The sequence below is a fragment of the Lentzea californiensis genome (assembly GCF_024648825.1).
GTDB lineage: Bacteria > Actinomycetota > Actinomycetes > Mycobacteriales > Pseudonocardiaceae > Lentzea > Lentzea californiensis.
Genome location: NZ_JANBBE010000013.1, coordinates 89,038 through 108,961, shown reverse-complemented (window position 1 = coordinate 108,961; position 19,924 = coordinate 89,038). Strand labels below are relative to the sequence as shown.

Below are 19,924 nucleotides of genomic sequence, written 5' to 3'. Positions count from 1 at the left end.
GGTGGGGTGTTCGGATCAGATGTTATCGGTGCTCAAGACGGACATGACGATCGCGTCGTGGAAGACGCCGTCCCAGAGCAGGGCGTCCCTCAACCGGCCCTCCTCGCGGAAGCCGAGCTTCTTGTAGACGTGGATGGCCCGGTCGTTGAAGTCGTACACCTCCAGATCGACCCGGTGCAGCCCTCGCTCGTGAAAGGCGTGGTCGAGGACGTGCTTGATCGCGAGGGAGCCGTACCCCTTGCCGAAGCCGTCCCACAGGACGATCCGCATACCCGCTGACCGGTTGTGCGGATTGATGGTGAGAACGACCTCGCCGAGATACTTCCCGTCCTCGGTGATCGCGCGGGTGTAGCGGTCCGGGTCGTTCAGCGTCCGCTCGATGTACGCCTCGCAATCCTCCAGCGTGAACGTCGCGTGAGTACCGGTGAACCGGTTGACCTCGTCGTTGTTCGGGCCGCCGTCGAGCATGGCCTGCGCGAACTCCTTGCGGAGTGGTACGAGTTCCATGCCTCGATTGAAGCCGGTGCGCGCAAGTGGATTCTGTCCGCCATACCTACGTACGCGCTTCTGAGTGGTTTTTCGGATGCGGCCGAGCGCCAGGGGCGAGCACGCTGTTGACTCCCGGCCCGCCGAATGGAGCATCGATCATGTCCGACCTGGTCGTCGAATGCCCGGTCCGCCTCACCGAGTCCAACCGGGACGAACTGCGCCTGCTCTACGCCGATCTGCGCGATCACTACGCACGCCGCGACGCCCGCAACGGCACGCGCACGACGCTGCACTTCCTGTGGACCGGTGTCCTGGACGACGAGCTCTTCGGCGCGACCTACGCCGACCAGCGGCACGTTTTCGCTGGTTCCAGGCCCGTAGTGAACTCACGGCGCGACTCCGGAGGACTTCAGGAAACGAACAGGTGGCTGTCAGCCCCAGCTCAGTCGAACGGCGCATCGTTGAGGACATGAGCGAGCAGGGACAGACGCCTCCACCGAGGGAGCCGTCCAAGAACGAGCCGCAGGCCACCCCGCCTGCCCCGGACCAGGCAACGACCCCGCTGCCGGCCGAAGCACCGGCCACGCCTGGTCAGCACCAGACCGCTGAGCTGCCGGGCCGGCAGCCCGCCGCGCCGGCGGCGGAAGCACCCGCGCCGGCAGCGGAAGCACCCGCGCCGGCAGCGGAAGCACCGACACCACCTCCGCCCCCTCCGGTGGCGCCCCCTGCGGTCGCGGTGCCGGCGGGCCCTGGCCGGGGACGGCGTTTCGTGCGGCACCGCGCCACGCAGCTGGTCGCCGTGGGCCTGCTGGGCCTCGTCCTCGGCGGCGGCATCGTGGGAGCGGTCGCCGCGAACCGCTTCGACCACCGCGGCGGCCCGGGCCACGTGCGGATGTACGAGCGCGGCGAGCGAGGTCCCGACCGCGGCAACGAGCGCGGTGGCGACCGCTTCGAGCAGCGCGGCCCCTTCGGTGAGGGCCGTCCCGGCGACCGCTTCGAGCGGTGACCGACCGAGCGCACGCCCAGCGAACACCGAATCCCCGACGGCGCTGGGCGTGCGCTCCCCAAAACCAGGAACGCGCGCCAACGCGGGATTAGTCCCCCTCGTTCTGCGGTGGCGTGCGTTCCGCCCAACGTTCTAGTGGGGCTGCGGCCCGAGCCTGATCGCCAGCAACTGGCGCCGCAGCACCTTCCCGGTCGCGTTGCGCGGCAACTGCGGCACCACGACGACCTCGCGCGGCACCTTGTGCCGCGCCAGCCGGGTGCGCACGAACTCGCGCAGCTCCCGCACGTCGATCCGCGTCCCGGCGACCGGCACCACGAACGCGCGCAGCCGCTGCCCGTACTCGGGATCCGGGACGCCGAGCACCGCCGCGTCCCGCACCCGGTAGTGCGTCATGAGCAGGTTCTCGACCTCGACCGGGTACACGTTCTCGCCGCCGGAGACGATCATGTCGTCCTCGCGGCCGTCGAAGTACAGCCGGCCGCCGGGGTCGAAGTGCCCCAGGTCGCCGGTCGCGACGAGCCCGTCGATGGACTCCTTCTGCGTGCCGTCCGTGTAGAGGTCGACGGTCAGCGAGCCGCGCACGTAGATCTTGCCCGTCACGAACGACCGCGTGATGCGGTTGCCCTCGGCGTCGTAGATGCGCACGACGCAGTTGTGCGGCGGCAGGCCGACGCTGGACGGCGCGGCCGCGAGGTCCTCGGGGGTGGCGATCGTGGCGACCGCGACTTCCGTTGAGCCGTAGAGGTTGTAGAGCACCGGGCCCAGCACGGCCTGGGTGCGTTCGACGAGGTCCGGCGTGATCGGCGCGCCGGAGGAGAACACGACGTCGAGGTGCGAGAGGTCGTACGAGTCGATCACGTGCCGGTCGAGCTCCATGATCCGCTGCAGCATGGTCGGCACCAGTACGAGCGTCGTGCAGCGCTGGCCCTGCACCGACCACAGCGTCTTGCGCGGGTCGAAACGGCGGTGCAGCACGGCGCGCGACCCCAATGACATCGCGAGCGTCAGGTGCGAGTAGCCGACGGAGTGGAAGATCGGCGCGGCGATGAACGTCGACTCGCCCGAGCGCATCGGGATGCGGTCGAGGAAGTCCGACGCGGTGAGCACCGACTTGATCTCGCGGGCCGTGCCCTTGGGCGTCCCGGTCGTGCCGGACGTCAGCTGGATCACGACACCCGGTTCGCGCGGCGGTTCGAGCTCTCCACGCGGCGCCTTGGCCACGAGCTGGTCCAGTGTCGGCGTGCGGCGGTCCAGTCCGTCGCGCGACCACGACAGCCACCGCGGGATCGACGGCGGCAGCTGGTGGAACAGCGGGGTGAACTCCTCGTCGTGGATGACCAGCGACGCGCGTTCACGTTGCAGGAGGTCCAGGACGACCGGGGCGGCGAACCCGGTGTTCACCAGCAGCACGCGGACGCCGAGTTTCGCGCACGCCAGCAGCGACTCGACCATGCCGCGGTGGTTGCGGCACATCAGCGCGACGATGTGGGTGTGCTGGATGCCCAGCGCGCGCAGGCCCTGCGCGATCGCGTTCGAGCGCCGGTCGAGCTGCCGGTAGGTGACGGATCCCCGTTCGTCGACGACGGCGATGCCGTCCGGGTTCAGCCGGACGGACCGGCGCAGCGCCGTGACGTTCGGGCCCCAGACCTTGACCTCTTGCAACGCCTGCATGGACATCTTGAAGTTCGTGAGGCTCACCATGCCCGCGGCGGACAAGACACGGAGTGAGTGCACCCGGCCCATGGCGTCGCGAAACACCTTGCGCAACCCTGGCATCAACAGCTCCTCGCGCTGCAAGTCCCCGAGGTATTCGGACGGTAACTGTCCGCAAGGCTCTCGCCAAGGGTTGTTCCATGCGGAATGTGCATGACAACACGACATTCTACCCTGCAAACGTTTACATCGGCTCGCTTTCCCAACCGTGACCATTCCCACCGGTGCGGAGCACGGTCTGACACCTCAGACCAGAAAGCCTCGCAACAACGACGCGGTGCCGTCGAGGTGCTCGGCCATCGCCTGCCGTGCCGCCACCGGGTCTCCGTCCAAAATGGAGGCGATGATGCGCTCGTGCTGGGCGTTGGAGTGCGCGAGGTTCGGTTCGAGCAGCGGGATGTGGTCCAGCAGCTCGTTGGCGCGCATCCGCGACTCGGCGACGGCGGCGGTCAGCGCGGCGGACCCGGTGGCCTCGGCGATCGCCAGGTGCAGCCGCGAGTCCTTGCGCCGATATTCCGCGAGCGTTGAAGTGGAGGCCTCCTCCAGCCGGGCGCGCAGTCCTCGTCGTTCGGCGGGGCCCAGCGACCGTCCCGCCGCGGTCTCGGCGGCGCCGGTCTCCAGCACCCTGCGCAGCGTCAGCACGTCGTGGACGTCGCCGAAGTCCTTGGCGGGCGCGGACTTCGGCAGCACCTCGTTGACGAACGTGCCGCCGTACCGGCCCCTCCGGGACTCGACGTAGTGGTTCTCCTGCAACGACCTGATGGCCTCGCGCACGGTCACCCGGCTCACGCCGAGCCGGGTGGCCAGTTCCCGTTCGGACGGCAGCCGCTCACCCGGCGCGACGACGCCGAGCCGGATGGACTGCATGAGCCGTTCGACGGTCTCCTCGAAGGCGTTGCCCGCCCGCACCGGGCGGAACAACGCCTCCTGCGCGTGTTCCACCACGGCTAGAGCGGTGTCACGTACGCGCCGGCGATGCCGCCGTCCACGAGGAAGTTCGACGCCGTCATGAACGACGAGTCGTCGGACGCCAGAAACGCGACGGCCGCGGCGATTTCCTCGGGTTCGGCGAACCGACCGAGCGGTACGTGCACGAGACGCCGTGCCGCCCGTTCCGGGTCCTTCGCGAACAGTTCCTGCAACAGCGGGGTGTTGACCGGGCCGGGCGACAAGGCGTTGACGCGGATGCCCTCGCGCGCGAACTGCACGCCGAGCTCACGCGACATCGCCAGCACGCCGCCCTTCGACGCCGTATAGGAGATCTGCGACGTCGCCGCGCCCATCGTCGCGACGAACGACGCGGTGTTGATGATCGAGCCCTTGCCGTTCGCCTGCATGTGCGGGATGGCGTACTTGCAACACAAATAAACCGACGTGAGGTTCACCTTCTGGACGCGCTCCCACGCCTCGATGCCCGTGGTGAGGATCGAGTCGTCGTCGGGCGGCGAGATACCGGCGTTGTTGAACGCGACGTCCAGCTTGCCGTAGGTGTCCACAGTGGTCTGGAACAGCGCTTTGACCTGTTCCTCTTCGGTCACGTCGACCTGGACGAACAGTCCGCCCATCTCGTCCGCGGCCGCCTTGCCGGTGGCCGGCTCGAGATCGGCGACGACGACCTTCGCGCCCTCGCTCGCGAACCTGCGCACGGTCGCGAGTCCGATCCCGCTGCCGCCACCCGTCACGACGGCCACGCGGCCCTCGAGTCGCTGCACCATCTCTTGTTCTCCTCAGGTTCGCCGGAAACAGTTGCCCGGAATCAGGTAGCGATGAAGACGTTCTTGACTTCGGTGAAGGAGTCGAGCGCGTCCGGGCCGAGCTCACGGCCGAGGCCCGACTGCTTCACGCCACCGAACGGCGTCGAGTAGCGGACGGACGAATGCGAGTTCACCGAGAGGTTTCCGGCCTCGACGGCTCGCGAGACGCGGATCGCACGGCCGACGTCGTTCGTCCAGATCGACCCGGACAGGCCGTACTCCGAGTCGTTCGCGATCCGGATCGCGTCGGTCTCGTCCTGGAACGGCAGCACGACGACGACCGGTCCGAAGATCTCCTCGGTGACCGAGGGGTGGTCGTAGGCGGGCGTGAGCACCGTCGGCGGGAACCAGAACCCCGGCCCGTCCGGCGCGGTGCCGCGGAACGCGACGGGAGCGTCGTCTGGGACGTAAGACGCGACCTTGCGCAGGTGCGCCGCGCTGATGAGCGGCCCCATCTCGGTCGCCTCGTCGCCGGGTTCGCCGACCTTCACGCCCTGGACGGCGGGTTCCAGCAGTTCCATGAACCTGTCGTAGACGCTGGCCTGCACGAGGATCCGCGACCGGGCGCAGCAGTCCTGCCCCGCGTTGTCGAACACCCCGTACGGCGCCGTGGCGGCCGCCTTCTCCAGGTCGGAGTCCGCGAAGACGATGTTCGCCGACTTGCCGCCCAGCTCCAGCGTCACCCGCTTCACCTGGTTCGCGCAGCCGGCCATGATCTGCTTGCCGACCTCGGTCGAGCCGGTGAAGACGACCTTGCGCACCAGCGGGTGCGTGACGAAGCGGTTGCCGACGACGCCGCCCTTGCCCGGCAGCACCTGGAACACGCCCTCGGGGATGCCCGCCTCCAGCGCGAGCTCGCCGAGGCGGATAGCGGTCAGGGGCGTGATCTCGGCGGGCTTCAGGACGACCGTGTTGCCCGCGGCCAGTGCCGGGGCGAACCCCCAGCCCGCGATGGGCATCGGGAAGTTCCAGGGGACGATCACGCCGACGACGCCGAGCGGTTCGTGGAACGTGACGTCGAGCCCGCCCGCGACCGGGATCTGCTTGCCGAACAGCCGTTCCGGCGCGGCCGAGTAGTACTGCAGCACGTCGCGGACGTTGCCGGCCTCCCACCGCGCGTTGCCGATGGTGTGGCCGGAGTTCTCGACCTCCAGCAGTGCCAGCTCCTCGACGTGCGCGTCGACGACCTCCGCGAACTTCCGCAGCAGCCTCGCGCGATCGCCGGGGGCGACGTTCCGCCAGCTCTCGAACGCCTTCTGCGCCCGGCCGATCGCCGCGTCCGTGTCACCGAGGGTCGTGTGCGGCACGGACCGCACGACCTTCTCGGTGGCGGGGTTGATGACGTCAAAGGTCACGACGCTTTGCTCCTTGCCGCTGCCACTAGTGCCTCGAAAAGTCTCAGGTCCTCGATGTCCTGCTCCGGGTGCGACTGCACGCCGACGACGAACCGCGCGCCTTCCAGCTCCACGGCTTCCACGGTCCCGTCGGGTGCCTTCGCGGTGACGCGCAGCCCGTCCGCCACGCGGTCCAGCGACTGGTGGTGGTGGCACTGCACGGTCGTCTCCGGGCCGATGATCGTGTACAGGTGCGTGTCCTGCACGACCTCGATCTCGGTGTGCCCGAACACGCCGGGAGCCTCGTTGTGGCCCTCGATGTGCTGGTGCAGCGTGCCGCCCAGCGCCACGTTGAGGACCTGCATCCCCCGGCACACGCCGAGCACCGGCAGGTCGAGCTTCAGCGCGGCGTCGACGAGCGCGAACTCGGCGTCGTCGCGGGCACGGCTCGGTTCGCCGGTCCGCTCGTGCCTCTCGGCACCGTAGGCGGCGGGGTCGATGTCGGCGCCGCCCGCGATCACCACACCGTCCAGGAACCCGATGGTCTCGGCGTTCCAGGTGCCGACCGGCGGCAGCATGACGGGGTTGCCCCCGGCCTCGACCACGCAGTCGAGGTAACCGCGGTAGAGCACCGCGGCCTCCACGTCCCACAGCCCGAAGCGCGTGCGCTCCAAGTACGTGCTGATGCCGATGAGCGGCTTAGAGGCGCTCAAACCCGCGCACCTTCTCCCAGTCCGTGACCGCCGCGTCGAACGCGGTCAGCTCGACCTCGGCCGCGTTCAGGTAGTGGTCGACGACGTCCTTGCCGAACGCCGCCAGCGCGATCTCGCTGGCCTTCAACAGCTCCGCGGCCTCGCGCAGCGTCGTCGGCACCGTCGGCCGGTCCGACGCGTAGGCGTTGCCGACGAACTCGTCCTCCAGCTCCAGCTTCTGCTCGACGCCGTGCAGCCCGGCCGCGATCAGCGCCGCCACCGCGAGGTACGGGTTCACGTCGCCGCCGGGCACCCGGTTCTCGAACCGCAGCCCGTGGCCGTGGCCGACGACCCGAAGCGCGCACGTGCGGTTGTCGCGACCCCACGCCACCGCGGTCGGCGCGAACGAGCCCTTCACGAAACGCTTGTAGGAGTTGATGTTCGGGGCGAGGAAGTAGGTCAGCTCGCGCAGCCCGGCCAGCTGGCCCGCGAGGAAGTGCTTCATCAGCTGCGACATCCCGTGGCCCTCGGCGAAGACCGGCTCGCCGTCCTTGGAGCGCAGGGAGAGGTGGATGTGGCAGGAGTTGCCCTCGCGTTCGTTGTACTTCGCCATGAACGTGAGCGCTTTGCCCTGCTGGGAGGCGATCTCCTTGGAGCCGTTCTTGTAGATGGCGTGCTGGTCGCACGTGCGCAGCGCCGTCGTGTACTTGAACGCGATCTCGTGCTGGCCGGGGTTGCACTCGCCCTTGGCCGACTCGACGACCATGCCGGCGCCCGTCATGCCGTTGCGAATGGCGCGCAGCAACGGTTCCACGCGCGCGGTGCCGAGCAACGAGTAGTCGACGTTGTACTGGTTGGACGGCGTGAGGTCGCGGTAGCCGGCGTTCCACGCCTGCTCGTAGGAGTCGTCGAAGAGGATGAACTCCAGCTCGGTGCCGACGTAGCAGTCCAGGCCTAGCGCGGCGAGCCGGTCGAGCTGCTTGCGCAGGACCTGCCGCGGCGAGGCGACGACGGGGTCGCCGTTCTCCCAGACGACGTCGCACATGACGAGGGCGGTGCCCTCCTGCCACGGCACGCGGCACAGGGTCTCCACGTCCGGCTTCATCACGAAGTCGCCGTACCCGCGCTCCCAGCTCGACATCTCGAAGCCGCTGACCGGGTTCATCTCGACGTCGACGGCGAGCAGGTAGTTGCAGCCCTCGGCGGAGTGCCCGAGAACCTCGTCGAGGAAGTACCGCGCGGCGCACCGCTTGCCCTGCAGGCGGCCCTGCATGTCCACGATCGCGACCAGGACGGTGTCGATCTCACCGGTGTCCACGGCCACGCGCAACTCCTCGACGGTCAGCATCTCCGCGTTCCTCCAAAGGTATGTCTGCGAGCCATTGACCGCATCATCTTGACACCACCGGGTGACGAGCGCCACCCTCAACCACTGCTTAAAGGACTATTAGGAGTCCATATGGCCAAGCACGTCGAGTACGAGAAGGTGAGCAGCGACTACCTGGAGCACCGTCAGCTCAAGCGTGGCGCAGCGGGGTGGGTCCTGCTGGCCGGGCTAGGTGTCTCGTACGTGATCTCCGGCGACTTCGCCGGGTGGAACTTCGGCCTCGCCCAAGGTGGCTGGGGCGGGATGCTGGTCGCCACGATCCTGATGGCGACGATGTACACGTGCATGGTGTTCGGTCTCGCCGAACTGGCCTCAGCACTCCCCGTGGCGGGTGCGGGCTACGGTTTCGCGAGGCGCGCGCTCGGCCCGTTGGGCGGGTACGCCACAGGTATCGCCATCCTCATCGAGTACGCCATCGCTCCCGCGGCGATCTCGGTGTTCATCGGCGACTACGTCAAAGCACTCGGCCTGCTGGACGCCACCTGGCCGGTGTACCTGGTGTGCTACATCGTGTTCGTCGGCATCCACCTCTACGGCGTCGGCGAGGCGCTGCGGGTGATGTTCGTGATCACCGGTGTCGCGGTCGTGGCCCTGGTGGCGTTCGTGGCGGGCATGATCCCGAAGTTCGACTCCTCGAAGCTGTTCGACATCGGCGACGGCTCGTTCCTGCCTATGGGCGTGACAGGGGCGTGGGGCGCGATCGTGTTCGCGATCTGGTTCTTCCTCGCGGTGGAGGGCGTGCCGCTCGCCGCCGAGGAAGCACGCGATCCCAAGCGGGACATGCCTCGCGGCATCATCGGCGCGATGGTCGTGCTGCTGGTGTTCGCGGCGGCGATCCTGCTCGTCGCGCCCGGCGGTGCGGGCTCGAAGGCCCTGGAGGCGTCCGGAAACCCGTTGCCCGAAGCGGTCCGCGCGGCCTACGGCGGCGACACGTTCCTGGCGCAACTGGTCAACTACGTCGGCCTCGCGGGTCTGGTCGCGTCGTTCTTCTCGATCATCTACGCGTACTCGCGGCAGCTGTTCGCGTTGTCCCGCGCGGGATACCTGCCGCGCTGGCTGTCGAAGACCGGCAAGCGCAAGACGCCTTATCTCGCCCTGATCGTGCCCGGCACCATCGGGTTCGTCCTCGCGACGGTGATGAAGTCGGTCGACCCGGTGACGGGTGGCGCGCGGCTCATCAACATCGCGGTGTTCGGCGCGGCCTTGTCCTACGTGCTGATGATGTTGTCGCACATCGTGTTGCGCAAGACGGCGCCGGACCTGCCTCGCCCGTACCGGACTCCTGGCGGTGTGGTGACCACCAGCGTGGCACTGGTCCTGGCCGTGGCCGCGGTCATCGCGACGTTCTTCGTCGACGAGATCGCTGCCGCTGTGACGGCGGGCATCGTGCTGGTCGCCGTTGCGTACTACTGGTTCTACAGCCGCCATCACCTCGTCGCGAACGCTCCGGAGGAGGAGTTCGCGGCGATCGCGAAGGCGGAGGCCGAGCTCGACTGAGCAGGCGAGCGTCATTCCTCGGCGGCACGGGCCTGGTCGGCCGTGCCGCCGTTCGGCGTCTGCGGCCCCTAACGAGGCGCGGCATGCCCCTAACGGTGACCTTCGGCCCCTAAGGAGTTCAGCCGTCCGAAGTACGGGGATCACACCCGATGCCGGGGGGATGCCGACCTCAATACGGTTCCTGCGACATCCCCCGACCCGCCGTAGGAGCTCCACTTCCATGATGCAGCAGGACATTCAGCCGGCCACCCCGCAGCAGCCCGTTCAGCCCGCCGCGCCGCAGGCGTCCGCCCCGGCCACCCCCGTGGCCGTGCCGCAGGAGGCCCAGCCGGCCACGCTGCAGGAGTTCGCCCTGAACCTCCTGAACGACCCGGCGGCCCTGACGGCGTTCGACCTCGACCCCGAAGGCGTCCTCAGCGCCTGCGGCCTGAGCGACATCACCCCCGGTGACGTCCAGGAGATCCTCCCGCTGGTGCTCGACGCCGCCTCGATCGCGGACGTCGACGGCCTCTCGTCCTACAACGCCCTCACGGGCCTCGCGAACCTCGACGCCGCCAACGGCTTCGCCGGCGACCTGTCCGGTCACTGCGACGTGTCGAGCACCCTCGACGGCGTCACCGGTGTCGTCCCCGGCCTCGGTGACGTGGCCGGCCTGGGCGACGTCGCGAACCTCGGCGACATCACCGACCTGTCCGGTGTCACGGGTCTCGCCGGCACCGGCGACGTCCTCGGCACGGTGACCGGTGTGACCGGTGTGGCGGACGTCGACGGCGTCCTCGGCACCGTCACCGGCGTGACCGACGTCGTCTCCGTCGACGGCGTGCCCGGCGTGCTCGGCGCCGTCACCACCGACGTCACGACCGTCACCGACGTGGTCCACGAGGTCGTCCCGGACGTCGCGCCGGTCAGCGGCGTGCACGACACCGTCCACGGCGTCGTCGACGGCACGGCCGGGAACGTGCTCGGTGGCGTCACCGACCTCGACGTGCTCGACGGCGTCGGCGGCCTGACCGACGGCCTCGGCCTCGGTCTCTGATCTGACAGCTCGGGAGCGCCGATCCTCGGCGGCACGGGCCTCATCGGCCGTGCCGCCGCTCGCTCCGCGACCTCGTTTCGAGCAGGTCGTGGCAGGATCGGTCACGTGAGTGACATTCAACGTGTGGGAGTCGTCGGTTCCGGTCTCATGGGCTCCGGAATCGCCGAAGTGAGCGCCCGCGCCGGCCTCGACGTCATCGTCGTCGAAGTCAACGCGGCCGCGACCGAGGCAGCGCAGGGGCGGATCGCCACCTCGCTCGCCAGGGGCGTCAAGTCCGGCAAGCTCAGCGAGGAGGACCGCGACGGCGCCCTGGGGCGCATCCGGTTCACCACCGACATCGGCGAGTTCGCCGACCGGCAGTTCGTGGTCGAGGCGGTCGCCGAGAACGAGCAGGTCAAGACCGACGTCTTCACCGCGCTCGACAAGGTCGTGCAGGACGACGACGCGATCTTCGCGTCCAACACGTCGTCCATCCCGATCATGAAGCTCGGCATGGCCACCGGTCGCCCTGAGCAGGTCATCGGCGTGCACTTCTTCAACCCGGTGCCGGTGCTCAAGCTCGTGGAGATCGTGCCGTCGCTGCTGACCGGCGCCGCCACGCAGGACCGCGCGGAGCAGTTCGTGCGCGAGACCCTGCACAAGGAGGTCATCCGCTCGCAGGACCGCGCCGGCTTCGTGGTCAACGCGCTGCTGATCCCCTACCTGCTCTCGTCGATCCGCATGCTCGAGTCCGGCTTCGCCTCGGCCGACGACATCGACAACGGCATGGTGCTCGGCTGCGCGCACCCGATGGGTCCGCTGCGCCTCACCGACCTGATCGGCCTCGACACCACGAAGGCCATCGCCGAGTCGATGTACGACGAGTTCAAGGAGCCGCTGTACTCGCCGCCGCCGCTGCTGCTGCGCATGGTGGACGCGGGCCTGCTGGGCAAGAAGTCGGGCCGCGGTTTCCACAACTACGCGAAGTAGCCCCACGACAAGTAGCCCACGACGGAAGGCCCGCTCCCCGCGAGCGGGCCTCCTGACGGCACGCGGGGACCCTTCGTGCCGTCAGACCGCACGAAAGGTCCCCGCGTGCGGTGAAGAACTTGAGCCAGGTGCGCTCAAGTCTGGGGCTGATGGGGCGGCTCACGGCGTCGGGTGTACGCCTAGACAGCGGCCAGCCGGTTCATCGAGTGCTGGATCAACTCGACCAGCACCGTCTTCGACGACTCCCGGTCCCGCGCGTCGCACAGCACCACCGGAATCGCCTCATCGAGGTCCAGCGCATGACGGACCTCGTCCACCGTGTACAGCTGCGACCCGTCGAAGCAGTTCACGGCGACGATGAACGGGATGGCCCGGTGCTCGAAGAAGTCGATCGAGGGGAACGACGAGTCGAGCCGGCGCGTGTCCACCAGGACCACGGCGCCGATCGCGCCGGTCGCCAGCTCGTCCCACATGAACCAGAACCGGTTCTGGCCCGGCGTGCCGAACAGGTACAGCACCACCTTGGTGTTGATGGTGATGCGGCCGAAGTCGAGGGCGACGGTGGTCGTGTCCTTGCCCTCGATGCCGGCGAGGTCGTCGACGTGCACGCCGGCCTCGGTGAGCAGTTCCTCGGTCCGCAGCGGCGGGATCTCGGACACCGACGCGACCATCGTGGTCTTGCCGGTGCCGAACCCGCCCGCGATGACGATCTTGACCGCGGTCGGCACGATCAGCTGGCCATCAGATCCCACGAACACCATCCAGTACGGCCTGCAGGAGGTTCCGGTCGGGAACCTTGGGGGACGAGTTCTGCACGAGCACGTCACCACGCTCGATGAGGTCCGACAGCAGGACCTTCACCACGATCAGCGGCACGTCGAGGTAGGCGGCGACCTCGGCGATCGAGAGCGGGCGTGCGCACAGGGCCATGATCTCGCGATGTTCGACCGTCAGCGACGTCTGGTCGGACGCAAACGCGGAAGCTCGGACCTGCGTCACGAGGTGCAGGTCGGGCGCGTTCGGCCGGGTACGGCCGCGCACCATCGCGTAGGGCCGCACCAGCGGCCCCGCGGCCTCGTCGTACCACCAGTCCTCGCGCGAGGTCATCAGCGCGACTCACGCGCCGAGGGCACAGTCGCGGTCTCCGCGCGCGGAGCCGACGAGAGGTACGTGCCGACACGCTTCACCAGCATGTTCATCTCGTACGCGATCATGCCCATGTCTGCATCTTCCTCGCCCAGCACGGCCAGGCAAGCCCCGTGACCCGCGGCCGTCACGAAGAGGTACGCGTGCTCCATCTCCACGATGGTCTGCCGGACGGCGCCACCGCCGAAGTGCCGTCCGGTGCCGCGGGCGAGCGACTGGAACGCCGACGCCATCGCGGACAGGTGCTCCGAGTCGTCGCGGGACAGCCCGGCCGAACGGCCGAGCAGGAGTCCGTCCGCCGACAGCACGACCGCGTGGCGGGCGCCGACCACTCGCTGGATCAGGTCCTCCAGCAACCAGTTCAGTTCGCCGTGCTGGCTTGCGTTGTCCTTCATGACGAGGGGGCTCCTTCTGATCTCCAGTCGTCGGTCAGCCGGGCGTCACGGGTACCGCGCTGGAACGCGGCGAAACCGTCACGGGTCCGCTCGGCCGACCTTTCGCCGGTCACCGGCTCGGCGTGCGGCGGCTCCTCCGAGGACTGCATGAGCTGCGGCGCGAGGTTCTGCCGCTTCTTCCTGCGGGGAAGGGGTGCCTTCCCGTCCTGCGCCGGGGGTGCCGCGGAGGGTGGTGCTTCCACCGATGCGTCGGGTGCGGACACGGCAGCTGGGGCGACTGTGCTCATATCAGGTTCTACGAGCGCTCTCAGCCCCGCGTTCAGTGCCTCCTGCACTTCGGGATTCACCTTCACGGGGAAGCTCGGGTGGTCCTCGGTGTGCCCGTGGTACTCGTCGTGGAACGACCGCACCGGCATCTGCGTGGTCTCGGTGATGTCGCCCGCGGTGTTGTGCGGGGCGACGATGTTCGGCGGCAGCACGCACAACGCGACCGTGCCGCCGTAGGGCGAGTCGCGCAGCTCCACCTTGATGCCCCGCCGTGCGGCCAGCCGGGCGACGACGAACAGTCCCAGCCTGGACTCGCCGCGGAACGCCATCGTCTCGAAGTCGGGCGGGTTGGAGAGCTTCGCGTTGGCCTGGAGGCGTTCCTCCTGCGTCATGCCGAGGCCGTGGTCCTCGATCTCCACCACGAGGCCGTGCTGCGCGGCGCTGGAGTGGATGACGACCTCGGAGCGCGGTGACGAGAACGCCGTCGCGTTGTCGACGAGCTCGGCGAGCAGGTGGATGGTGTCGGCGACGGCCACGCCCACCAGTGCGCGGTCGGGCACCGGGTTGACCTTGACCCGGACGTACTGCTCGGTCTCGGCGACGGCGGAGCGGATGACGTCGCTCAGCCGCACCGGCTTGCGCCACTGCCTGCCGGGCTGCTCGCCGGCGAGGATGATCAGGTTCTCCGCGTTGCGGCGGGCCCGGGTCGCCAGGTGGTCCAGCTGGAACAGCGAGTCGAGCTGCTCGGGGTGCTCCTCCTCGCGTTCCAGCTTGTCGAGGATCTTGAGCTGGCGGTGCACGAGCCCCTGATTTCGGTGCGCGATGTCGAGGAAGACCCGGTTCACGCCCTCGCGCGCCTGCGTCTCCTTCACCGCCGCCGCGACCGCCGTGTACTGGGCGGCGTTGAACGCGTCCGCGACCTGGCCGATCTCGTCGTTGCCGTAGTCCAGCGGCGGCATGTCGCGGTGCACGTCCACCTGCTCGCCGCCGCGCAACCGGGCCACGATGTGCGGCAGCCGTTCCTGCGCGAGCCGCAGCGTGTCCTCCCGCAGCGACGCCAGCCGCATGACCAGGGCCTTCGACACGAGCCGGTTCGAGATCCGCAACGCCAGCACGATGCCGACGACGACCGCGAGCAACGCGATGAGGCTGCCGATCAGCACCGCGGCGACCCGGCTGTCGGCCTTGTCGAGACCGAGGTCGGAGGCGTTGCGGGCCTGCGTGACCGCGAGGCCGACGAGGTTGTCGTGCACGGGGCTGGCCACGGCGCGCCACTGCACGTCGGTGACGGTCGCGTCGCCATTGATGATCCGGCCCTCGAGGTCGAGCAGCGTCCGGTACTCGGTGCTGCCGCGCAACGCGTCGTACTGCACGCGCGGCTGCTCCAGTGCGAACGGGATCGTGGAGTCGAGGCCCGAGTGGTAGGCGCCGGTCAGCCGGGCGAACTCGACGCGTTCGGGCGCGGTGAACGTGCCGTTGAGCAGTCCGCGCGACCCGATCGTGGCGCCACGCGAGAGCCAGTCGGAGGTCTGGAAGATCGTGACGGCCTGGACGCCTGCCTGGCTCGCCTCCGAGTCGGGCACGAGGCGCGCCTGCCGGGACAGCAGCGCGACGCCCGAGTCGAGCAGGCCGTTGTAGTAGTCGTAGAGCGCCTGCGGGTTCGCCGACCCCGAGTCGACGCGCGAACGCTGCTGCGGCAGCTCGTCCAGCACGGAGTTGAGCGCGTTGATCCGATCGGCCGTGTCCTGGGGCGCGCTCTCGGAGAGTTCGGTGAACGCGTCCCGCATCTTGCGCACCGCTTCGTCGGTGACGCTGCGCTGGCGCCCCAGCCCGCCCCTGTCGACGCCCTCGGCGTTGCTGAGGACCTCCAGGGTCAGCTGGCGTTCCTTCTGCAGACCGGCGAGCGCCTCGACGGACGGGATCGTCGTGGCCTTCACCCCGGACGCGACGGACCGCATGTAGAAACCGTCGAAAAGGGTGTAAGAGGAGAAAACGGCCCACATGACCAGCAGCACCACGCTGGGAACGACCACGACACCGGCCAGCCGCGACCGAATGGTCCGGTAGTTGGTCGGTGTGTAACCGCTCTTCTCGTTCACAGCGCTCTCACGGTCTCCTGTGTCCCACGGCTAGCGCTGCGGGTTACCTGAGTAACTCCTTCGGCTGTAATTAGGTTACGGCGAACGATCATCGTTACCCAATGACAGCGATCACACGCAGTACGCGGTTGGCAGGCTACCCAGTCGAGTGAGTTGAGCAACAGCCGGTACAGGGGTTCTCACTAGGCAAGAACCCCCGTACGGGCTAGTTCTGACGCTCGTTCTCCTACGGACGCTCGACCGCGACGACGGTGTAGGTCGTCTCGGGCGTCGGAGGCGTGCTGAAGCGGGCATTCGGCAGGTAGAGGCGCTTGCCGAACGCGGCGACCGTCGTGGGAACGTCGAACCGCGCGTCCGTGCGTTCCGCCGCAAGCGTCGCGCCATCACGGCTGAGCGTGTAGCGCGCGACTTTGTTCAGCCGGTTTTGCACCACGTACAACTGACGTCCCTCACGCAACAGACCGTCGCCATTGGTGAGTGTTTGACCGCTCAAATTGATCTCGGTCGATTTCCCGCTCCGAGGATCGATCCTGAACAGCTTTCCGGTGTTGCTCTGCACGACGATCAGGCCGCCGTCGAGCCCGGTGACGATGCCGTTGAGGTTCGTCGCGCCGGGGGTGACGACGAGGTCGCCGGTCAGCGCGAGCGTGCGGTGCGGTTTCAGGTTCAGCGGCACCTCGTAGAGCACCGCCTTGCGCGAGTCGGTGAACCACGCCGACTTCTCGGTCAGCACGACGTCGTTGACGAACGTGTCCGCGGTCGCGAACTGGAACGTCGCCAGCAACGTGCCGGAACGCGTGTCGTAGACCCGTGCGTCGCCACCGACACCACCGGCGACCCACAGCCGTTTGCGGTCATCGACCTTCAGACCGAGCGACGGCGTGCCGGGCCCCTTGGCGAGCACCTTGCCCTTGCCGGTGCGCAGGTCCGCCGCGTAGATCGACCCGTCGGCCCGCGACCCGAAGTAGGCCGTCGTGCCACTGATCGCGATGCCTTCCGGTTGCCACCCGTTGGGCAGGGAGAACTCCGTGGGGAAGTGCTTTGACGCGCCTGCGGTGGCCGGCGCCGCGGCGGTGAGCGTGACGCCCAGGACCGCCGCGAGCAGGACACCGAATCTGCGGTACATGCCGTCTCCTATCGGATCGGGGTGTGCGTCCCCGATCCTTCCCCGGCTGGGCGGCGAACAGGAGTTTTCTCAGGAACCCGACATCACTGCAGGTCAGCAGCCGTCACGGCGCACTCGCACTCGCGGTCGCGGGCCAGGACTGCCACTCGACACCAGTCGGCCGAGCGCCCCCGGTCTCCATGAACTCGGTACACGCCCGCACTACCACGTCGACGGGGTAGTGAGCACTGGCCGGGAACTCATGATCACTGTTCATGTAGTAGTACAACACCACTTCAGCCTGATCAGGCACATGATGCGGATTTCTGCTGTACACACCGCCGGGATGTTCTCCCCCCGCGTACCGCAGCACGCCGAGGCCGTCGCGCAGCCCCACGTTGAAGATCACCCGATAAGGCGAAGCAGCGTCGAGAACTTCCAACAAGATCGGGTAGTCGACTGCCCGCGCCTTTTCGAGGAGTGCCGCGAACTCAGCAGAAGTACGCACCAATGTCGCTTCTTCGGCGCCCTCTTCGCCCCAGACCTCTAGCTCCACGGCGCCGCTGCCCCTCCTGTATAGGTCTTCTGCATGATCCGTCCGTCCGGAGAGACTCCGTGAACGGTCAGGCTGCTGCCTTCCGAAAGCACTACCGGAACCTGCGTGTCACATCCGAATCGACCCTTGCAGGGCGTGTTGTTCAAGACGACCGTCGCGTGCTGAATACCGTTGCGCGCCATGTGCACCGCAATCTTGATCTCTACGTCCGCGGTGGTCATCGGCGTGCCAGGCATCCCCATGTCGCGGAGGTGCTGATGGGCAGCCAGCTCTACTCGTCATGGCCACTGGCCAACTCCCTCGCGGGCGTTCCGGGTTCATCGAGATCCGTGAACCAGCGCCCATGGGTCTTCTGCCCTGATCGGGGCTGCACCGGCGGCGGAAGAGCCCGACGCAACTGGTCCACACGTTCGCGAACACCTGGTTGAGGCAACGGGACCGAGGTCGATAGCGCAGCAGGACGGGGTGCTGCGACCCTCCCGCCGAGCTCGAGGCCGTGCAGAATCTTCTGGGTTCCGTCGATCGCAGCACCAAGGTGCTGATGGAGTTCGGCGATGCCCTCGACAGCCTGGGTGAACCGAGCGTTCGAAGCTTCGACATCCGCTTGCAGGCTGCCCCCGCTGGCCGACTGCAGGAGGTCCCGCGCATTCTCGGCCAGTTCCACCGCGGTTCGAAGGGCGGCGCCGGCCTCCGCAGCCTTGTCGAGCACCCTGTTCAGGCTCTGGCCGATCTCTCCCAGCGAAACCACAACGCAGTACCACCTCCTTGCAGTGTCGACATCACTACAGGTCAGCCGCCGCCTCGGCGATGAGTTCCAGCGACTCGCCTTCCCCGAGCGCGATCTTCCGCAGGCCCGCGAACCGCTGCGCGCACCCCTCGATCAGCCCCGCCTCCTCGACGTAGTCGCCCTTGATGAACGTCTCCAGGTACGCCACGTCGTTGTGCTGCCGGTGCGGGAACCCGAGCAGGGTGAACGGCGACCCCATCGCCGGATACGCCCCCGCGTCGCGCGGCACGACCTGCACGCTCACCGTCTCGTGCTCGCTGACCTCCATCAGGTGCAGCAGCTGCGCCTTCATCACCCGCGGCCCGCCGATCACGTGCCGCAGCACCGCTTCCGGGAACACGGCCCGCACCATCAGCGGGTCCCTGTCGTTCAGGCGCGCCGACCACGCCTCCCGCACCAGCGCGAGCCGTGCCGTCCGCACCGGGTCGTCGGACTGCAGCACGGCGTTCGCGTATCCGGGGAGCTGGAACACCGGCGGAACCAGATCGGTCGTGAACACCCGCAGCGACGTCGCCTCGAACACCAGGTTCACGAAATCCGCCGCCGGGTCGAAATGCGGCCCGTCGTTCACCGAGCGCGTGCGCACCTGTTCCGCGTACTGCGCGCGCAGCACCACGGCCTGCCATTCCGGAGTGGGCACCTTGTAGACGTAGCCGAGCGCCATGACGTCCACGGGCGCCGACGGCTGCACCGCGTTCTCCATCATGGACAGCTTGGCGCTGCTGAAGCCCACGCGCCGGCCGGCCTCGGTGAGGCTCAGCTCGCGCTCGTCGCGCCACCCGGCCAGCTGCCGCCCGATGGCGCGTTCGAGAGTCGTGGCCCGGAAATCCTTCGGCATGACGCGAAGGATATGACTGATTCGGATTCCCGAAAGGGACGGGGAGGTGTGGACAACCGTTCAGCGCCAACGAAGTTCGTTCAACGGAGTGCTTTGCGTTAAACGCCCGTGGACCCTATTTACTATTGATAGCGCTTTGCGCGCGCATGGGCACGCACGAGATCATGAAACCGGAACGCGTCCCCAACCTCGGTCAGCAACGACTTCTCCACCAGGTCGTCCAGCGCGTCCTCGACGTCGCACTCGGACTCCCCCGCGATGGCCGCCGCCACCGGTACGCCGAACGTGTCAGGCTCCCACGCGCAGAGCCGGTAGAGCCGCGCCTGCCGTTCGGGAAGCTCCACATAGGACCGGTCGAGCAACGGCCCGAGCCGCCCGTCGTCGGTGAGCGACCCGACTGCGATCTCGTGCGCCTGCGGCAGGTCCAGCCTGACCCGGCTGGTCACGAGCACCGTGCCCGACGGCGGCAGCAGCGGCGTCACCTGCTCGGCCGAGTCCGCGTTGTCCAGCAACAGGGTGAACTGCCGGCGCAGCACGAGACTGCGGAACACGGCACGTTCGTCGTCGGGCTCGGCGCTCAGCCCGAACGCCCGCAGCACGCGCCCCAGGTCGTGCGCGGCCAGATCGAGGTACAGCTGATCGCCAGATCCCCTCTCCCACAACCACTTGAGCGCCAGCGCGGTCTTACCCGCCCCCGCCGCGCCGTGCAGCACCGTCACCCCGGCCCTGATGCTCGCGAGCTCCGCGTCCCTGCCGACGAAGTGCCGCGGCGGCGCGGGTGGCCGGAATCGCGGCGGTACGTCGTTCCTGCCCCTGATCACTCCTGTGGCTCTGACAGCCAGCACGTCACTCAT

The 19,924-nt window shown here is 68.4% G+C and carries 22 protein-coding genes; 5 read left to right on the top strand and 17 right to left on the bottom strand.

Features of this window, described 5'->3' with window-relative positions; genetic code table 11:
* Nucleotides 1-15: 15 nt before the first annotated feature.
* Complete coding sequence (locus LX88_RS35315) at nt 16-507, bottom strand: GNAT family N-acetyltransferase (protein WP_258952119.1); 492 nt, start codon at nt 505-507, stop codon at nt 16-18.
* Nucleotides 508-647: 140 nt separating this feature from the next.
* Here LX88_RS35315 and LX88_RS35310 point away from each other — a divergent pair, with 140 nt between their 5' ends.
* Both LX88_RS35310 and LX88_RS35305 read left to right on the top strand, forming a co-directional pair.
* Nucleotides 648-962, top strand: coding sequence for a hypothetical protein (locus LX88_RS35310; protein ID WP_090066962.1), 315 nt, complete (start codon nt 648-650; stop codon nt 960-962).
* The gene (locus LX88_RS35305; protein WP_258952118.1) at nt 959-1,495 is read left to right on the top strand and encodes a hypothetical protein; all 537 of its coding nucleotides are present in this window, start codon (nt 959-961) and stop codon (nt 1,493-1,495) included. The genes LX88_RS35310 and LX88_RS35305 overlap by 4 nt, the downstream gene beginning before the upstream one ends.
* A 132-nt stretch (nt 1,496-1,627) precedes the next feature.
* On the opposite strand, the gene LX88_RS35300 is transcribed toward LX88_RS35305, so the two are convergent.
* The 6 genes from LX88_RS35300 to LX88_RS35275 form a co-directional block, all read right to left on the bottom strand.
* Complete coding sequence (locus tag LX88_RS35300) at nt 1,628-3,271, bottom strand: AMP-binding protein (RefSeq protein ID WP_258952117.1); 1,644 nt, start codon at nt 3,269-3,271, stop codon at nt 1,628-1,630.
* A 183-nt stretch (nt 3,272-3,454) separates the two neighbouring features.
* Nucleotides 3,455-4,153: a FadR/GntR family transcriptional regulator gene (locus LX88_RS35295; protein WP_372511483.1), complete on the bottom strand. Its 699-nt coding sequence runs from the start codon at nt 4,151-4,153 to the stop codon at nt 3,455-3,457.
* A 2-nt stretch (nt 4,154-4,155) separates the two neighbouring features.
* Nucleotides 4,156-4,923 (bottom strand): 3-oxoacyl-ACP reductase, encoded by a 768-nt coding sequence (locus tag LX88_RS35290; RefSeq protein WP_258952116.1) that lies wholly within the window; start codon nt 4,921-4,923, stop codon nt 4,156-4,158.
* Between the two features lie 41 nt (nt 4,924-4,964).
* Nucleotides 4,965-6,317, bottom strand: coding sequence for an aldehyde dehydrogenase family protein (locus LX88_RS35285; protein WP_258952115.1), 1,353 nt, complete (start codon nt 6,315-6,317; stop codon nt 4,965-4,967).
* A complete protein-coding gene (locus tag LX88_RS35280) occupies nt 6,314-7,009 on the bottom strand; it encodes a gamma-glutamyl-gamma-aminobutyrate hydrolase family protein (protein WP_258952114.1) in 696 nt (231 codons plus the stop codon). Before LX88_RS35280 ends, LX88_RS35285 begins: the two co-directional genes overlap by 4 nt.
* Nucleotides 6,996-8,336, bottom strand: a complete 1,341-nt coding sequence (locus tag LX88_RS35275; RefSeq protein WP_258952113.1) for a glutamine synthetase family protein — start codon at nt 8,334-8,336, stop codon at nt 6,996-6,998. Before LX88_RS35275 ends, LX88_RS35280 begins: the two co-directional genes overlap by 14 nt.
* A gap of 111 nt (nt 8,337-8,447) precedes the next feature.
* Here LX88_RS35275 and eat point away from each other — a divergent pair, with 111 nt between their 5' ends.
* From eat to LX88_RS35260, 3 genes are all read left to right on the top strand, one after another.
* Entirely contained in the window at nt 8,448-9,872 is a 1,425-nt protein-coding gene (gene eat / locus LX88_RS35270; RefSeq protein ID WP_258952112.1) for an ethanolamine permease, read from the top strand.
* 223 nt (nt 9,873-10,095) lie between these two features.
* Complete coding sequence (locus LX88_RS35265; RefSeq protein ID WP_258952111.1) at nt 10,096-10,908, top strand: IniB N-terminal domain-containing protein; 813 nt, start codon at nt 10,096-10,098, stop codon at nt 10,906-10,908.
* Between the two features lie 105 nt (nt 10,909-11,013).
* Entirely contained in the window at nt 11,014-11,877 is an 864-nt protein-coding gene (locus LX88_RS35260; protein ID WP_258952110.1) for a 3-hydroxybutyryl-CoA dehydrogenase, read from the top strand.
* Between the two features lie 179 nt (nt 11,878-12,056).
* On the opposite strand, the gene LX88_RS35255 is transcribed toward LX88_RS35260, so the two are convergent.
* The 10 genes from LX88_RS35255 to LX88_RS35210 all read right to left on the bottom strand — a co-directional run bounded on the left by LX88_RS35255 (nt 12,057) and on the right by LX88_RS35210 (nt 19,924).
* Nucleotides 12,057-12,638, bottom strand: a complete 582-nt coding sequence (locus tag LX88_RS35255) for a GTP-binding protein (RefSeq protein WP_258952109.1) — start codon at nt 12,636-12,638, stop codon at nt 12,057-12,059.
* Nucleotides 12,619-12,984, bottom strand: coding sequence for a DUF742 domain-containing protein (locus LX88_RS35250; protein ID WP_090066953.1), 366 nt, complete (start codon nt 12,982-12,984; stop codon nt 12,619-12,621). Before LX88_RS35250 ends, LX88_RS35255 begins: the two co-directional genes overlap by 20 nt.
* The gene (locus LX88_RS35245; RefSeq protein WP_090066952.1) at nt 12,984-13,418 is read right to left on the bottom strand and encodes a roadblock/LC7 domain-containing protein; all 435 of its coding nucleotides are present in this window, start codon (nt 13,416-13,418) and stop codon (nt 12,984-12,986) included. The genes LX88_RS35250 and LX88_RS35245 overlap by 1 nt, the downstream gene beginning before the upstream one ends.
* A complete protein-coding gene (locus LX88_RS35240; protein ID WP_308203480.1) occupies nt 13,415-15,784 on the bottom strand; it encodes a sensor histidine kinase in 2,370 nt (789 codons plus the stop codon). The genes LX88_RS35245 and LX88_RS35240 overlap by 4 nt, the downstream gene beginning before the upstream one ends.
* Before the next feature lie 226 nt (nt 15,785-16,010).
* A complete protein-coding gene (locus LX88_RS35235) occupies nt 16,011-16,910 on the bottom strand; it encodes an NHL repeat-containing protein (RefSeq protein WP_258952108.1) in 900 nt (299 codons plus the stop codon).
* Nucleotides 16,911-17,013: 103 nt separating this feature from the next.
* Entirely contained in the window at nt 17,014-17,445 is a 432-nt protein-coding gene (locus LX88_RS35230; protein ID WP_258952107.1) for an Imm1 family immunity protein, read from the bottom strand.
* Nucleotides 17,436-17,714 (bottom strand): DddA-like double-stranded DNA deaminase toxin, encoded by a 279-nt coding sequence (locus LX88_RS35225; protein WP_258952242.1) that lies wholly within the window; start codon nt 17,712-17,714, stop codon nt 17,436-17,438. The genes LX88_RS35230 and LX88_RS35225 overlap by 10 nt, the downstream gene beginning before the upstream one ends.
* 2 nt (nt 17,715-17,716) lie before the next feature.
* Entirely contained in the window at nt 17,717-18,193 is a 477-nt protein-coding gene (locus LX88_RS35220) for a hypothetical protein (protein ID WP_258952106.1), read from the bottom strand.
* Between the two features lie 34 nt (nt 18,194-18,227).
* Complete coding sequence (locus LX88_RS35215; protein ID WP_258952105.1) at nt 18,228-19,070, bottom strand: helix-turn-helix domain-containing protein; 843 nt, start codon at nt 19,068-19,070, stop codon at nt 18,228-18,230.
* A gap of 122 nt (nt 19,071-19,192) precedes the next feature.
* Entirely contained in the window at nt 19,193-19,924 is a 732-nt protein-coding gene (locus LX88_RS35210; RefSeq protein WP_258952251.1) for an ATP-binding protein, read from the bottom strand.